15 protein-coding genes are annotated in these 14,220 nt (G+C 61.0%); 2 read left to right on the top strand and 13 right to left on the bottom strand.

Annotation, left to right across the window (positions count from 1 at the left end; genetic code table 11):
• Together pdhA and ACQK2M_RS14410 are read right to left on the bottom strand one after the other, a co-directional pair.
• The gene (gene pdhA / locus ACQK2M_RS14415; RefSeq protein ID WP_425418368.1) at window positions 1-1,041 is read right to left on the bottom strand and encodes a pyruvate dehydrogenase (acetyl-transferring) E1 component subunit alpha; all 1,041 of its coding nucleotides are present in this window, start codon (window positions 1,039-1,041) and stop codon (window positions 1-3) included.
• 145 nt (window positions 1,042-1,186) lie between these two features.
• The gene (locus ACQK2M_RS14410) at window positions 1,187-1,495 is read right to left on the bottom strand and encodes an FtsB family cell division protein (protein WP_425418367.1); all 309 of its coding nucleotides are present in this window, start codon (window positions 1,493-1,495) and stop codon (window positions 1,187-1,189) included.
• 74 nt (window positions 1,496-1,569) lie between these two features.
• Here ACQK2M_RS14410 and ACQK2M_RS14405 point away from each other — a divergent pair, with 74 nt between their 5' ends.
• Window positions 1,570-2,175: an AAA family ATPase gene (locus tag ACQK2M_RS14405; RefSeq protein WP_425418366.1), complete on the top strand. Its 606-nt coding sequence runs from the start codon at window positions 1,570-1,572 to the stop codon at window positions 2,173-2,175.
• A 25-nt stretch (window positions 2,176-2,200) separates the two neighbouring features.
• Here the strand turns inward: ACQK2M_RS14405 and eno are convergent, their stop codons facing one another.
• The 3 genes from eno to ACQK2M_RS14390 form a co-directional block, all read right to left on the bottom strand.
• Window positions 2,201-3,475 carry a phosphopyruvate hydratase gene (gene eno / locus ACQK2M_RS14400; protein ID WP_425418365.1) on the bottom strand — a complete coding sequence of 425 codons (1,275 nt, stop codon included), beginning with the start codon at window positions 3,473-3,475 and terminating at the stop codon, window positions 2,201-2,203.
• Window positions 3,476-3,759: 284 nt separating this feature from the next.
• Window positions 3,760-4,590, bottom strand: coding sequence for a 3-deoxy-8-phosphooctulonate synthase (gene kdsA, locus ACQK2M_RS14395; protein WP_425418364.1), 831 nt, complete (start codon window positions 4,588-4,590; stop codon window positions 3,760-3,762).
• Window positions 4,587-5,498 carry a VOC family protein gene (locus tag ACQK2M_RS14390; protein WP_425418363.1) on the bottom strand — a complete coding sequence of 304 codons (912 nt, stop codon included), beginning with the start codon at window positions 5,496-5,498 and terminating at the stop codon, window positions 4,587-4,589. Before ACQK2M_RS14390 ends, kdsA begins: the two co-directional genes overlap by 4 nt.
• A 107-nt stretch (window positions 5,499-5,605) precedes the next feature.
• Here ACQK2M_RS14390 and ACQK2M_RS14385 point away from each other — a divergent pair, with 107 nt between their 5' ends.
• A complete protein-coding gene (locus ACQK2M_RS14385; protein ID WP_425418362.1) occupies window positions 5,606-6,034 on the top strand; it encodes a DUF4864 domain-containing protein in 429 nt (142 codons plus the stop codon).
• On the opposite strand, the gene tgt is transcribed toward ACQK2M_RS14385, so the two are convergent.
• The 8 genes from tgt to gyrA form a co-directional block, all read right to left on the bottom strand.
• A complete protein-coding gene (gene tgt, locus ACQK2M_RS14380) occupies window positions 6,031-7,161 on the bottom strand; it encodes a tRNA guanosine(34) transglycosylase Tgt (protein ID WP_425418361.1) in 1,131 nt (376 codons plus the stop codon). The two genes, ACQK2M_RS14385 and tgt, sit on opposite strands and share 4 nt — an antisense overlap.
• Window positions 7,161-8,228: a tRNA preQ1(34) S-adenosylmethionine ribosyltransferase-isomerase QueA gene (gene queA / locus ACQK2M_RS14375; RefSeq protein WP_425418360.1), complete on the bottom strand. Its 1,068-nt coding sequence runs from the start codon at window positions 8,226-8,228 to the stop codon at window positions 7,161-7,163. Before queA ends, tgt begins: the two co-directional genes overlap by 1 nt.
• A 26-nt stretch (window positions 8,229-8,254) precedes the next feature.
• On the bottom strand, window positions 8,255-8,761 hold the full coding sequence (locus ACQK2M_RS14370; RefSeq protein ID WP_223477822.1) for a peptidylprolyl isomerase: 507 nt from the start codon (window positions 8,759-8,761) through the stop codon (window positions 8,255-8,257).
• 37 nt (window positions 8,762-8,798) lie between these two features.
• Window positions 8,799-9,401: a peptidylprolyl isomerase gene (locus ACQK2M_RS14365; RefSeq protein ID WP_425418359.1), complete on the bottom strand. Its 603-nt coding sequence runs from the start codon at window positions 9,399-9,401 to the stop codon at window positions 8,799-8,801.
• A 26-nt stretch (window positions 9,402-9,427) separates the two neighbouring features.
• Complete coding sequence (gene coaD, locus ACQK2M_RS14360) at window positions 9,428-9,922, bottom strand: pantetheine-phosphate adenylyltransferase (protein ID WP_425418358.1); 495 nt, start codon at window positions 9,920-9,922, stop codon at window positions 9,428-9,430.
• Between the two features lie 60 nt (window positions 9,923-9,982).
• Window positions 9,983-10,399: a hypothetical protein gene (locus ACQK2M_RS14355; protein ID WP_425418357.1), complete on the bottom strand. Its 417-nt coding sequence runs from the start codon at window positions 10,397-10,399 to the stop codon at window positions 9,983-9,985.
• 201 nt (window positions 10,400-10,600) lie between these two features.
• The gene (locus ACQK2M_RS14350; RefSeq protein WP_425418356.1) at window positions 10,601-11,227 is read right to left on the bottom strand and encodes a LysE family translocator; all 627 of its coding nucleotides are present in this window, start codon (window positions 11,225-11,227) and stop codon (window positions 10,601-10,603) included.
• Between the two features lie 60 nt (window positions 11,228-11,287).
• Window positions 11,288-14,086: a DNA gyrase subunit A gene (gyrA, locus tag ACQK2M_RS14345; protein ID WP_425418355.1), complete on the bottom strand. Its 2,799-nt coding sequence runs from the start codon at window positions 14,084-14,086 to the stop codon at window positions 11,288-11,290.
• Between the last annotated feature and the right edge of the window lie 134 nt (window positions 14,087-14,220).

The raw sequence follows: 14,220 nt of genomic DNA, 5'->3' as shown, positions 1-14,220 counted from the left end.
CTAGTGCAGAATGTCCGTGTAGAGCTCGGATGCATCCGGCTCCGGATCGGTCTGCGCGAACTCGGCAGCGTCGCTGACGATGTCGCGCACCTCCTTGTCGATCGCCTTGAGTTCCGCCTCGTCGGCATAACCCTTCTCGAGAATACGGGCTTTCACCTGCTCGATCGGATCGTGCTCGGAGCGCATCTTCTGCACTTCGTCCTTGGAGCGGTATTTCGCCGGGTCGGACATGGAGTGGCCGCGATACCGGTAGGTCTGCATCTCGACGATGATCGGACCCTTGCCGGAACGGGCATGTTCGAGCGCGAATTCGCCGGCGGCCTTCACCGCGCGGACATCCATCCCGTCGACCTGGAAGCCGGGGATAAGGAAAGACGTGCCGCGATGCGAGAAGTCGGTTTCGGCCGAAGCGCGACTGACGGAGGTGCCCATCGCGTAGCGGTTGTTCTCGATCACATAGACGACCGGCAACTTCCACAGCGAAGCCATGTTGAAGCTCTCATAGACCTGGCCCTGGTTGGCGGCGCCGTCGCCGAAATAGGTCATCGTGACGGCACCATTCTCGCGATACTTGTTGCCGAAAGCGATACCGGTTCCCAAGGACACCTGTGCGCCAACGATGCCGTGGCCTCCGTAGAAGTTCTTCTCCTTGGAGAACATGTGCATCGAGCCGCCCTTGCCCTTGGAATAGCCGCCCTGTCGTCCGGTCAGTTCGGCCATCACGCCGCGCGATTCCATTCCGGCGGCGAGCATGTGGCCGTGATCGCGGTAACCGGTGATGACCTGGTCACCCTCTTTTGCCGCCATCTGCATCCCGGTGACGACAGCTTCCTGGCCGATATAGAGGTGACAGAACCCGCCGATGAATCCCATACCGTAGAGCTGACCGGCCTTTTCCTCGAAACGGCGAATCATCAGCATCTCGCGATAGGCGAGAAGTTCATCGTCCTTGCTGAATTCGGCTGGCTTGGGGGCTTTGATTGTTGATGAGGTTTTGCCCCTCGCCGATGCGGCGGGGGTCTTCTTGGCACGCGTTGCCATGCACTCACTCCCTAGCTTTTTGTTGGGAAATAGAGTAGCGTAAGAATGCCGGAAGGCAATGCCTAAATCCGCATGGCTGTCATACGATAAGCAGCTCAAATCGCAGGATAAAATGCGAATTAACCGGAATTCGGTTAATTGGGCGCTATTGCAGAATTACAATTTCATTCGACCGTGTGAGACCCAAAAGCCGCCGCGCTTGCTCGTCGATCATGTCCCGTTCCAGCGAACCGTCGCGCAGCATCGCCGTCTTCTTGTCGAGCGCCGCACGACGTGTCTCGAGGCTCTGCAACTCGGCCTTGAGCTTAGCGATGCGCTCTTCATATTGCTGCCCGGACGTCAGCCCCAATGAGCCGTTGATTGCGTGGTGGCCGAAATAGGCCAGAACCCCGGTCGCGAAGATCGGCAACACGAGATGACGGAGAGGAGAACGGCGACGATGACGGGTCCACATAATACAAAAGCCCTGGATCGGACCTTTGACACTACGCGCTTTTGGTTAAGCGGCGCTAAACGGAGAGCGTTCATATGATCGAAGACGACTACCGCCCCGGCTCGAAATCCGGACCCGACACAGACCGGATGATCGTCATTTCGGGCTGCTCCGGCGGCGGAAAATCCACGCTGATGGCCGAACTTGCGCAACGCGGCTACGCGACATTCGCGGAACCGGGCCGCCAGATCGTGCGCGAACAGCAACTGATCGGCGGCACCTTCGTGCCATGGGACGACATGGCCGGATTTCTGGAACAGTGCGTCATTCGCGCCATTCACTTCCACACATTGGCGCAACCCAATGCGGGCCCGGTATTCTTCGACCGTTCGATGATCGATGCCGTTGCGGCTTTCGAAACGACCAAATCGCCGGTCCCGTCATGCTGCTACCGGGCAATCGATCGCTGCCGCTACGCACCGATCGTCTTTCTTGCCCCGCCCTGGGAGGAACTTTTCCTCTCCGATCGCGAACGACAGCACGACTTTGAAGCCGCCGCCGGGGAATATGAGCGCCTCGCTGAGGCCTATCCCCGCCATGGCTATCTCCCGGTCATCCTTCCAAAGATCAGCGTCACCGAACGCGCGGATTTCATCGAGCAGGAACTAAAACGCCGCCGGCTTTGGCCGGCGGCGATATGAAACGTACTGGACAGCGCGAAGCTGGCTAGGCCTTCAGGATAGACGTACCCGCATAGACCGCCTGTGCACCGAGTTCTTCCTCGATGCGGATCAACTGATTGTACTTCGCCAGCCGGTCCGAGCGCGCGAGAGAGCCGGTCTTGATCTGCCCGCAATTCGTCGCCACCGCCAGATCGGCGATGGTCGCATCCTCGGTTTCGCCGGAGCGATGCGACATGACCGCTGTGTAACCGGCCTTGTGCGCGGTCTCGACCGCATCCAGCGTCTCGGTGAGCGAGCCGATCTGGTTGACCTTGACGAGAATGGAATTGGCGACGCCCATCTTGATGCCGTCACGCAGCCGGATCGTGTTGGTGACGAAAAGGTCGTCGCCGACGAGCTGGCACTTGTCGCCCATCATTTCCGTCATCACCTTCCAGCCGTCCCAGTCATCCTCGTGCATGCCGTCCTCGATCGAGATGATCGGATAATTCGACACGAGATTGTCCAGATAGGCCGCATTTTCCTCCGACGTCAGCGACTTGCCCTCGCCCGCCAGTTCGTACTTTCCGTCCTTGTAGTATTCGGACGCCGCGCAATCGAGCGCGAGACGGACATCCTCGCCGGGCGTGTAGCCAGCCGACGAGACCGCCGACATGATGAAGTCGAGCGCTTCGGCCGTCGAGCGAAGGTTCGGCGCAAAACCGCCCTCGTCGCCGACGCTCGTATTGTGCCCGGCCTTGTTGAGCGCCGATTTCAGCGTGTGGAAGATTTCCGTCCCCATCCGGACCGCGTCGGCGATGCTTTCCGCACCGACCGGCATGATCATGAATTCCTGGATGTCGATCGGGTTGTCGGCATGCGCACCGCCATTGATGATGTTCATCATCGGAACCGGAAGAATATGCGCATTGGTGCCGCCAACGTAACGATACAGCGGCATGCCGGAATAGATCGCGGCTGCCTTTGCGACAGCGAGCGAAACACCGAGGATCGCATTGGCGCCGAGCTTGCCCTTGTTCGCTGTGCCGTCGAGCTCGATCATGGTCGCGTCGATCTTGGCCTGCTGCGTCGCGTCCATGCCGCCGATCGCGTCGAAGATCGGACCGTTCACCGCGCCAACCGCCTTGGTGACCCCCTTGCCCTTGTAGCGTTCGCCGCCGTCACGCAGTTCGACCGCTTCATGCGCACCGGTCGACGCGCCGGAAGGCACGGCGGCTCGACCGAGCGTGCCGTCTTCCAGCACGACATCGACCTCCACGGTGGGATTTCCCCGGCTGTCGAAAATCTGCCGGCCGATAATATCCACGATAGCGCTCATGCCAAAGGTCCCTTTGCCTGGTAACAATCTCGGCTGTGCCTTAGCCGAGCCACTCACAAAGTAAAACAGGAGCGGCGAACAAATTCATCCCGAAAATCATTGTCAGGCCCGAATCGGCGTCCAGCCTCGCATTTGCTTTGGGGGCGCAACCCGTGGAGGACACCATGACACGGATCGCAGGAGCACTGACTTTCGCCTTCATCACGCTTGGCTTGCTGACGTCAGGCAATACGCCGCAGAACACGGTCGGCACCGAGGAACTGGTAATCGTCGCCGGAGACTGATCAGCGGGATTTCGCGATCCTGTCGAATTCCATCAGCGTCTCGATCAGGCGCGGCATGTCGGCAAGCGGCACCATGTTGGGACCATCGGACGGCGCATTGTCCGGATCCTGATGCGTCTCGACAAAGACGCCGGCGACACCGACGGCGACCGCCGCCCGCGCCAGCGTTTCCACGAAGCGCCTTTCTCCACCGGAAGAGCCGCCCTGCCCGCCCGGCTGCTGAACGGAATGCGTGGCGTCGAAAATCACCGGCGCACCGGTCTCGGCCATGATTGGCAGTGAGCGCATGTCGGAAACGAGCGTGTTGTAACCGAAGGAAACCCCGCGTTCCGTCAAGAGAACATTCGGATTGCCGCCCTCGACCACCTTGGCGAGCACGTTTGTCATGTCCCAAGGCGCGAGGAACTGCCCCTTCTTCACGTTGATGACGCGTCCCGTGCGGGCCGCCGCAAGCAGCAGGTCCGTCTGCCGGCAAAGGAAGGCCGGAATCTGCAGGATATCGACCACCTCGGCCACGTCGGCGCATTGCGCCTCGGTATGAATGTCGGTCAGCACCGGAAAACCGAGCTCGGCTTTCAGGTCTGCGAAGACCGGCAGGGACTTGTCGATGCCCAATCCGCGTCGGCCCGAGAGCGACGTGCGGTTGGCCTTGTCGAAAGACGATTTGTAAACGAGACCGATACCCGCCTTTTCGCATATTTCCTTCAGCGCGCCCGCCATGTCGAAAGCATGGTCCCGGCTTTCCATCTGGCATGGACCGGCGATCAGCGATAGCGGCGCATCATTGCCGAACGCGACGTTGCCGGCCGTAACGGAGCTGTTGGGGGTCATGCCGACGCCTGTTCCTGAAACGCGATGAAGCAGCCCTGCCCCGCAGAGGCGTCGACGACGACACGATTGTGCATCTCGCGAAACGCTGTCGCGTGATGTTCGAGCGTCCGGCGCACAGCTGCAAGCGAGCGAACCGAGAGGATGATCCCCTCCAGCCGCAAACCCCGACCGGCCACCGAGCGCTTGACGCCGAAATAGGCGGACAGGCCTTCCGGGGTCATCACATTGACGAGCGCGTTTTCCGCGGCGATTTCCAGTCCGAACGAGTGCGCCTCGTCGTCCCGGTTGTTGACCACCTCTTGCAGGAGATACTGGAAGTCGGTCGGGTTCGCTTCGCTGAGCACGATCTCGACGATGCCGGACACGCCGTTTTCGTGAACCTCGAGCGCACTGCGATCGACCTTGGGTTGGGCGACCCGTTCGCAGGTGAAGAAGAAGGAATCGGGAGACCGCAGGTCCGCCGCGAACGCCAGCAGGAATTCCGCCTTGTCCTTCTCACCCTGGGCATTGACGAACTTGCGCGAAAACGAAAGCTTCTTGCCGGCGGAAAAGCCGGTCTTGCGGAACGCCTTGTGATCGGCCTTCGCGTCATCGGTCAGAAAAGCGATTGCGGAAAAGCCGTTATCGCCGTTACGGAAGCGAAACGCCTGATCGCGCGCGGTGAAGACATTGCCCTTGCGCGCTGTCGCCTCGCAATCTTCGCGTTGCGCGATACCCAATGGCTCCAGAAACGTCCCGTCGGCAAAGAAGATGCAGGCGTTTTCGGTGCCGAACGGATGCACGCCGTCCGGCGCGACCGTGAACCCCAGTGCGGAAAACCGCGCGCGCGCCATTTCGAGGCTTTCCACCGGCAGGACCGCGTGGTCGAGGATGCGCGCCTTGCGCGGCTTTTTGATCGCTTTCGACATTGGCGTGATTTGCATCATTTACCGGGGGCGTTCAAGCGCTTCATTGCCACCGCGCATGTCTGTCCTAGATGCAACAGGCAGCGGGGACGGTGAAAATGGAGGTGGCGATGCAATCGCGATCGGGGTTCGCGCTGGCGCTCATGGCGGCGCTGGCAATCAGTTCTTACCCAGCCAAGGCGCAATCGGCGGATGAACAACTGGCGCAGGATGTGGTGACGCGACAACTGGAAGCGTTCCTGTCCGGCGATTTCGAACAGGCATATTCCTACGCGTCTCCGGATATCCGGACGATTTTTCCGACGCTCGACCGTTTCATGGCGATGGTTCAGACTGGTTATCTGCCGGTGCTGCGGCCAGGCAACTACGCCTTCGGCCGCGTCGAACGCCTTGCCGACGGGCGACTCGTCTGGGAGGTCATGATCAATGGCCCCGATGGATCCGACTACACCGCTGCCTATTTCATGGAAATGCAGCCCGACGGATCGTGGAAGGTCGATGCCGTCACGATGCGCAGGGGCGCGGCCGGCATGACCTAGAGCGGGTCGATATCGCCGCGTTCCCATGCCGCTTCGGTTTGCGCGCTGAACGCGGCGTAGTTCCGCGACGCGATTGCATCCCGGATGCCCTGCATCAATTGCTGGTAGTAGTGGATGTTGTTCCATGACAGCAGCATCGCGCCGAGCGCCTCGCCCGAGCGGATCAGATGATGCAGATAGGCGCGTGAATAGTCCCGCGCTGCCGGACAGGTCGACTCCTCGTCGAGCGGCCGATGATCCTCGGCATGACGCGCATTCCTGAGATTCACGCGTCCGCGCCGCGTGAAGGCCAATCCATGGCGCCCGGAGCGCGTGGGCATCACGCAATCGAACATGTCGACACCATGCGCGACCGAGCGCAGGATATCCTGAGGCGTTCCGACACCCATCAGATATCGCGGCCGGTCTGACGGCAGGATCGGACAGGTGACATCCAGCATGGCAAGCATGACATCCTGCGGTTCGCCGACCGCAAGGCCTCCGATCGCATAGCCCTTCAGGTCGAGCCCGGTGAGCGCCTTCGCGGATTCCTCGCGCAGCTTCTCGTCATCGCCGCCCTGGACGATTCCGAACATCGCCCTCTCGGGCTGCTCACCGAATGCGGTCTTGCAGCGTTCGGCCCAACGAAGCGAGAGCTCCATGGCCTTGCGGATGACGTCCGGTTCCGCCGGCAGGGCCACGCATTCATCGAGTTGCATCTGGATATCCGACCCGAGTAGGCCCTGGATCTCGATGGACCGTTCCGGGCTCATCTCGTGGCGCTTTCCATCGATATGCGACTGGAAGACGACGCCCTGCTCGCTCATCTTTCTCAGACCGGCAAGCGACATGACCTGGAATCCGCCGGAATCCGTCAGGATCGGATAGGGCCAGCGGATGAACTCGTGCAGCCCGCCGAGTCGCGCCACCCGTTCGGCGCCGGGACGCAACATCAGATGGTAGGTGTTGCCCAGAATGATATCGGCACCGGCGTCACGCACCTGATCGAGATACATCGCCTTGACCGTGCCGACCGTGCCCACAGGCATGAAGGCCGGCGTACGGATATCGCCGCGCGCGGTCTTGACGAACCCGGTCCGCGCCGCGCCGTCGGTCGCCAGCAGTTCGAAGGTAAATGGAGTCGTCATCAGGCGGCCTTTTGCGGGAACAGCAGACAGGCATCCCCGTAGGAGTAGAAACGATAGCCGGTTTCGATCGCATGGGCATACGCCGCCCGCATCGTATCGAGGCCGCTAAAGGCCGAAACCAGCATGAAAAGCGTCGAACGCGGCAGATGAAAGTTGGTCATCAGCACATCGACTGCCCGGAACCTGTACCCAGGCGTGATGAATATATCGGTCGCGCCCGCCCACGGCTCTATTTGGCCGCTTTCCGATGCGGCGCTTTCGAGAAGCCGTAATGAGGTTGTACCGACCGCAACCACACGGCCGCCATTCGCTCGCGCTTCGTTCAGCATCGCTGCCGTTTGCGCATCCACGTGGCCGATCTCAGCATGCATCTTGTGCGCGGTCGTATCCTCGGCTTTCACCGGAAGAAACGTGCCCGCCCCGACATGCAGTGTCACGAAGGCGCGACGTATGCCGGCTTCATCGAGTGCCGCGAACAGGTCGTCCGTAAAGTGCAGCCCGGCAGTCGGAGCCGCGACGGCCCCTTTTTCGCGGGCATAGATCGTCTGGTAGTCGCGCCGATCCTGCGCATCCTCCGCCCGTTTGGAAGCGATGTAGGGCGGCAAGGGAACATGACCGACCAGCGCCAGAGCGGCGTCCAGTTCCCCGCCGGCGCGGTCGAACCGCAACTCGGCCTCGCCCTCGTCGCCCTTCGACAGGACTTCGGCTGCAAGATCGTGACCATTGGCACCGAAATCGACCCTGTCGCCGGGCTTGAGCTTCTTTGCGCCGCGTATGAACGCCTTCCAGCGATCCGGCCCGACACGCATGTGCAGGGTCGCACCGACATGCGCCGTCGCGCCATCCGCGCGAACGCGGACGCCTTCCAGTTGAGCCGGAATGACTTTGGTATCGTTGAAGACGAGCACGTCTCCCGGCCGCAAAAGGCCGGGAAGTCGGTTCACCGTCGTATCGGACAGGTCCTCGCCGGGCTTGACGACGAGCAGGCGCGCGCTGTCACGCGGCGAAGCCGGCCGGATGGCGATCCGGTCGTCCGGCAGGTCGAAATCGAAGGCGTCTACACGCATGGGTTCCGCCTGCCGGCCTTAACGGATTACTGGTCCGCAGCGATCTTCATGGAGACGATCGAATCGGGATCGCGCACGGGTTCGCCGCGCTTGATCTTGTCCACATTGTCCATGCCTTCAACCACCTGACCCCAGACGGTGTATTGGCGATCGAGGAAGGATGCGTCCTCGAAGACGATAAAGAACTGCGAATTGGCGGAGTTCGGATTCTGCGCCCGCGCCATGGAACACACGCCGCGCGTATGGTTGGCGTCGTTGAACTCGGCGGCAAGATCCGGCTTCGACGAACCGCCCATGCCCGCGCGCGACGGATCGAAATTGTCGGAGTTCTTGTTGCCGAAACGCACGTCGCCGGTCTGTGCCATGAAACCGTCGATGACACGATGGAAAACCACGCCGTCATAGTCACCAGCACGAGCCAGTTCCTTGATCCGGGCGACATGGTTCGGCGCGAGATCGGGCCGCAACTCGATGACGACGGGACCGACGGTCGTTTCCATGAGCAGCGTGTTTTCGGGGTCCTTGTAGGCCATGTGGCGCCTTTCTTCGGTTTTTCGGATTTACCGTGACTTATTGTGCGTCCGCCGCGATGACAACCTTGATCATCCGGTCGGGATCGGAGACCGCGCCATTGTTGGCCTGAGTCCCTTTCTTGATCTTGTCGACGAATTCCATGCCGCTGACCACCTCGCCGAACACCGTGTACTGGCCGTTCAGGAAGCTTCCCTTGTCGAACATGATGAAGAACTGCGAGTTGGCGGAATTCGGGTTTTGCGCCCGCGCCATGCCGACCGTGCCGCGCACGAAGGGTTCATTGGTGAACTCGGCCGGAATGTCCGACAGGTTCGAAGCGCCGGTACCGGCACGACCCGGCTGGAAGCCGTTCTCCATGTCGCCATACTGGACATCGCCGGTCTGCGCCATGAAACCCGGGATCACGCGGTGAAACGCGACATTGTCATATTCGCCGTTGCGCACCAGCGTCTTGATCTGCGCGACATGTTTCGGCGCAAGGTCCGGACGCAGACGGACGACCACATCGCCATCTTCGAGCTTGATGATCATCGTGTTTTCCGGATCGGTCGTTTCCTGTGCGACAGCGGCTGGCCCGGCCAGCGCGAGACCGAAAGTCGCCGCGCAGGCGGCCATGAAGACGCGTTTCGTCAGGTTCATTTGTGAGTTCCTCGAGAGTGAAGCGTTCAGTTGAATTTCGCGCGCAGCGCCGTATCGACGGCCGCGGGAACGAACGGGCTGGTGTCACCGCCCATCGACGCGATCTGGCGCACCAATGTGGCGGTAATCGTGCGAACCGATGGGCTCGCCGGAAAGAACACGGTCTGAAGATCGGGCGCCATCATCTCGTTCATGCCGGCCATCTGCATTTCGTAATCGAGATCCGTCCCGTCTCTAAGCCCGCGAACAAGCGCCTTCGCGCCATAGTCTCGGGCCGCGTTCACGATCAATCCATCAAAACTGACGATCGTCACTCGATCCGGTGAAAGATTTTCACTTTCAATAACTTGCTTGATCAAGCTCACACGCTCATCGAAGTTAAAAAGCCCTTTTTTGCCGGGATGCGTACCGATAGCGATCACCGCCCGGTCGAATACCGCCAAAGTGGCCCGCAACACATCGATGTGGCCGTTTGTGATGGGGTCGAAGGACCCGCCATATATTGCGACATGCTCTGTCATGGCGAGAGCCTCTAGCCCAGAATCGACGCGCGGGAAAGGGACCCGGCGGTTTAAACCGGATCACCCGTTTATGCATTGAACCGGAAAAACAGCCACTCCCTCGAAGGAAAGCACGCCCGCCTCGGCATAGGTCTTGTCACCGGAGGCCTGGAACAGCCGCAGCGAAACGACGATGCGTTCGACATTGGGATCGGTGAAATCGACGATGACGCGCGTGTTGTCCGCGTATCCCTGCCCGAAAATGAATGGCCGTTCGTCTCCGCTCGCATTGGTCGACCAGGTGTCCACCCCGTCGGTGGCAAAGGCGCTCAACACGTGCAGAACAGGGAGATGTCCAATGCCTATCGAAATGGACGCACCGGATCCGTCGGTTGCCTCGCAGATGATGTCTCCGGACGCATGCGCGGGCCGCGCATGCAAGGCAACTGCAACCAAAATCGTGATTGCGGCGTTTAGTGCATATCGGGACTTAAACATGGCGACCTCCAGTGCCACCCCGGAACCATACTGCCACGATGTGCGCGAATGCACATCCTCCGCGTGAAGAATAAGATTTAATCCGTCTCAACAAAGGAGACACCGACATGATCGCTTTTTTCGCAATGTCCATGATGCTCGTTACCGCAGCCTTCGCAGTTCCGGCTCTGATGCCGAAGAAGGCCGCGCACTAATTGTCGATCAGGCGGCGCGCCGGGCAGCCAGCATCCACAGGCCGCCGCCGATCAGACACGTTCCGGACACGCGTTCGACCAGTCGAATGTTACGCCGGTTCAGCCACCCGCCCGTCCTTCCCGCCGCAAACGCGTAAACGCTGTCGCAGACAGTCGCCACGACCACAAAGGTCGCGCCAAGAAGCACCGTTTGCATGGCGGGATTTCCCGAAGTCGAGACGAATTGCGGTATGAAGGCGCCGAACAGGAACAGCGCTTTCGGGTTCGACCAGATAACGACGAATCCCTGCCAGAAATATCCCCATGACGACCGCCTCGCCAGGTTCGGGTCCGCCTCGCCAAGCGATCCGTCCGCCCGCCAAAGCTTGACGCCCAGCCATATCAGGTAGAGCGCGCCTACGACCTTCAGTACGATGAAAGCCTCGCCGACGATCGCCACCACGGTATTCAGGCCGACCGCGAGGATCGTGATCATCGACAGGATGCCGAATTGCGTACCCGCCACATTGAGCAGACCCGCCTTCGAGCCGGCGCGCAATGAGTTGGCGATGATGACTGTCACCGTCGGCCCGGGGACCACGACGATCAGAAAACTGGCAATTGCAAAAGCCAGCAAGGCATTCAGGTCTATCACGATTAGGCTGATCCCGGGCTGTGGCTGTCTGGTCGACTAAGCCACAGCCTCAGGCCCGTGTCACGCCTCGTCTTCCGGAGGCGTCTGATCCCCGGATTCGGGCACATCCAAGGCCTCTTCCGCCTCTTCAGCGCTTTCCTCCGGTTCGCGAATACGCTCCACCGAAACGACATGCTCGCCTTCCGCGGTCTTGAAGATCGTCACACCCTTGGTGGCGCGCGAGGCGAAACGAATACCCTCGACCGGAACGCGGATCACCTTGCCCGAATTGGTGACAAGCATGATCTGGTCGCCGTCATCGACCGGGAACGCCGCAACCAGCGGACCGATCTCACCGGTTTTCGACGTATCGGTTGCCCGAATGCCTTTGCCGCCACGCCCGGAGACCCGGAAATCATAGGAGGACGAGCGCTTGCCATAGCCGAATTCGCTGATGGTGAGCACGAACTCCTCCACCGCAGCCATCTGCTCGAACTGCTCGTCGGTCAGGACAAAGGTGTCGCCACTGGCCTCGGTTTCCTCATTGGTGAGCGCCACATCCTCGGCATCTTCTTCTTCCGAATGCCTGCGCAGCGCCGACGCCTGCTTCAGATAGGCATTCCGCTCGGCGGGCGTCGCATCGCTGTGCCGCAGGATCGACATCGAAATCAGGTTGTCGCCATCGCCCAGGGAGATGCCGCGCACGCCGACGGAATTCCTGCCGGCGAAGACACGGATGTCGGTCACCGGGAACCGGATACACTGACCGATCGCGGTCGTCAGGACCACATCGTCGTTCTCCGAACAGGTCGCGACATTCAGGATCTCCGAGCCGTCATCCTCGAGCTTCATCGCGATCTTGCCGTTGCGATTGACCTGCACGAAGTCGGACAGCTTGTTGCGCCGGACCGTGCCGTTGGTCGTCGCGAACATGACGTCGAGTTCGCCCCAGCTATCCTCGTCCTCCGGCAACGGCATGATCGTCGTGATGCGTTCCTCGTCCTGCAGCGGCAGCATGTTGCGCAGGAACTTGCCGCGCGACTGTGGCGTACCGATCGGCAGCCGCCAGACCTTCTCCTTGTAGACGATGCCCCGAGACGAGAAGAACAGGATCGGCGTATGCGTATTGGCGACGAAGAGGCGAGTGACGAAATCCTCCTCCTTGGTCGCCATGCCCGAACGCCCCTTCCCGCCGCGCCTCTGGGCGCGGTAGGTCTGCAGCGGAACGCGCTTGATGTAGCCCTGGTGGCTGAACGTGACGACCATGTCCTCGCGGGCAATCAGGTCCTCGTCGTCCATGTCCGGACCGCCCTCGGCAAGTTCGGTGCGCCGCGGCGTTCCGAACTCCTCACGCACGGCGATCAGCTCGTCCTTGACGATCTGCTGGATGCGCGCGCGCGACGACAGAATTTCGAGGTAATCGCGGATTTCCGCGCCGATCTTGTTCAGTTCGTCAGCGATCTCGTCACGACCCAGCGCGGTCAGGCGCTGCAAGCGCAGATCGAGGATGGCGCGCGCCTGTTCCTCCGACAGCATGTAGGTGTTGTCTTCCGGATCGATGCCGTGGCGCGGATCGTCGATCAGCGCGATCAGCGGCGCCACGTCCTTCGCCGGCCAGCGCCGCGACATCAACTGTTCGCGGGCCGTCGCCGGGTCCGGCGCGCTCCGGATCAGCTGGATCACCTCGTCGATATTGGCGACCGCAATGGCGAGACCGACCAGCACATGCGCGCGTTCACGCGCCTTGCGCAGAAGGTATTTCGTGCGCCGGCTGATGACGTGCTCGCGGAACGAGACGAACGCGCGCAGCATGTCGAGCAGAGTCATCTGCTCGGGTTTGCCGCCATTGAGCGCGACCATATTGGCGCCGAACGATGTCTGCAGCGGCGTGTAGCGGTAGAGCTGGTTGAGAACGACGTCAGCGACCGCGTCACGCTTCAGCTCGACCACCACGCGGTAGCCCTGCCGGTCGGATTCGTCGCGTATGTCGGAGATGCCCTCTATGCGCTTTTCGCGCACAAGTTCGGCCATCTTCTCGATCATGCCCGCCTTGTTGACCTGGTAGGGCACCTCGGTGATGACAATGGACTCGCGGTCGCCGGCACGCTGCTCGATATCGACCTTGCCGCGCATGACGATGGAACCGCGGCCCGTCTCATAGGCCGACTTGATGCCCGAACGTCCAAGCACGATCGCACCTGTCGGGAAATCCGGTCCGGGAATGAACTCCATCATCTCCGGCAGCGTGATCGCGGGATTGTCGATCAGCGCCATGCAGCCATCGACAACCTCCGAGAGGTTGTGCGGCGGGATATTGGTCGCCATGCCGACCGCGATGCCGCCCGAACCGTTGACGAGAAGGTTCGGGAACCGCGCGGGCAGCACCGTCGGCTCGTTTTCCGAGCCGTCATAGTTCTCCTGGAAATCGACTGTTTCCTTGTCGATGTCCTCCAGAAGCTCGTGCGCGACTTTCTCGAGCCGGGATTCCGTGTAGCGCATCGCCGCCGGCGGGTCGCCGTCGATGGAGCCGAAATTGCCCTGGCCATCGACCAGCGGCACGCGCAGCGACCAGTCCTGGGCCATGCGCACCATGGCGTCGTAGATCGCGGCGTCGCCATGCGGGTGATATTTACCCATGACGTCACCGACGATGCGGGACGACTTGACGTATTTGCGGTTCCAGTGGAACCCGCCCTCATGCATTGCATAGAGGATGCGGCGATGGACGGGTTTGAGGCCGTCACGCACGTCCGGCAGCGCCCGGCTCACGATCACGCTCATCGCGTAATCGAGATAGGAACGCTGCATTTCCTCCAGAATGGAGACGGGCTCGATACCGTCGCTTCCGCCGGGCCCGCCGATTGGTGTTTCGTCGCTCAAGGAGTTTATGCTTTTCTGTTCAGAATCATTGTGTTGAGATTAGCGGATACGGCTGCAAAAAGCGAACAATCCGGCCATCTTTCCCTATATATAGGGTGAGTTTCTCCACCGGAGAATGATCGCACGCCTCTCTT

Source organism: Oricola indica, from assembly GCF_965227485.1.
Classification (GTDB): Bacteria; Pseudomonadota; Alphaproteobacteria; order Rhizobiales; family Rhizobiaceae; genus Oricola; species Oricola indica.
The sequence above is the reverse complement of the archived record's forward strand: the minus strand, read 5'-3'. Positions and strand labels throughout refer to the sequence as shown.

Excerpts from the sequence above, each read along its gene's own strand:
- ACQK2M_RS14365 (WP_425418359.1), bottom strand. The coding sequence starts at position 9,401 with ATGAACCTGACGAAACGCGTCTTCATGGCCGCCTGCGCGGCGACTTTC.
- ACQK2M_RS14385 (WP_425418362.1), top strand. The coding sequence starts at position 5,606 with ATGCAATCGCGATCGGGGTTCGCGCTGGCGCTCATGGCGGCGCTGGCA.
- ACQK2M_RS14355 (WP_425418357.1), bottom strand. The coding sequence starts at position 10,399 with ATGTTTAAGTCCCGATATGCACTAAACGCCGCAATCACGATTTTGGTT.
- eno (WP_425418365.1), bottom strand. The coding sequence starts at position 3,475 with ATGAGCGCTATCGTGGATATTATCGGCCGGCAGATTTTCGACAGCCGG.
- ACQK2M_RS14405 (WP_425418366.1), top strand. The coding sequence starts at position 1,570 with ATGATCGAAGACGACTACCGCCCCGGCTCGAAATCCGGACCCGACACA.
- pdhA (WP_425418368.1), bottom strand. The coding sequence starts at position 1,041 with ATGGCAACGCGTGCCAAGAAGACCCCCGCCGCATCGGCGAGGGGCAAA.
- kdsA (WP_425418364.1), bottom strand. The coding sequence starts at position 4,590 with ATGACCCCCAACAGCTCCGTTACGGCCGGCAACGTCGCGTTCGGCAAT.
- coaD (WP_425418358.1), bottom strand. The coding sequence starts at position 9,922 with ATGACAGAGCATGTCGCAATATATGGCGGGTCCTTCGACCCCATCACA.
- ACQK2M_RS14370 (WP_223477822.1), bottom strand. The coding sequence starts at position 8,761 with ATGGCCTACAAGGACCCCGAAAACACGCTGCTCATGGAAACGACCGTC.
- ACQK2M_RS14390 (WP_425418363.1), bottom strand. The coding sequence starts at position 5,498 with ATGTCGAAAGCGATCAAAAAGCCGCGCAAGGCGCGCATCCTCGACCAC.
- ACQK2M_RS14410 (WP_425418367.1), bottom strand. The coding sequence starts at position 1,495 with ATGTGGACCCGTCATCGTCGCCGTTCTCCTCTCCGTCATCTCGTGTTG.
- queA (WP_425418360.1), bottom strand. The coding sequence starts at position 8,228 with ATGCGTGTAGACGCCTTCGATTTCGACCTGCCGGACGACCGGATCGCC.
- tgt (WP_425418361.1), bottom strand. The coding sequence starts at position 7,161 with ATGACGACTCCATTTACCTTCGAACTGCTGGCGACCGACGGCGCGGCG.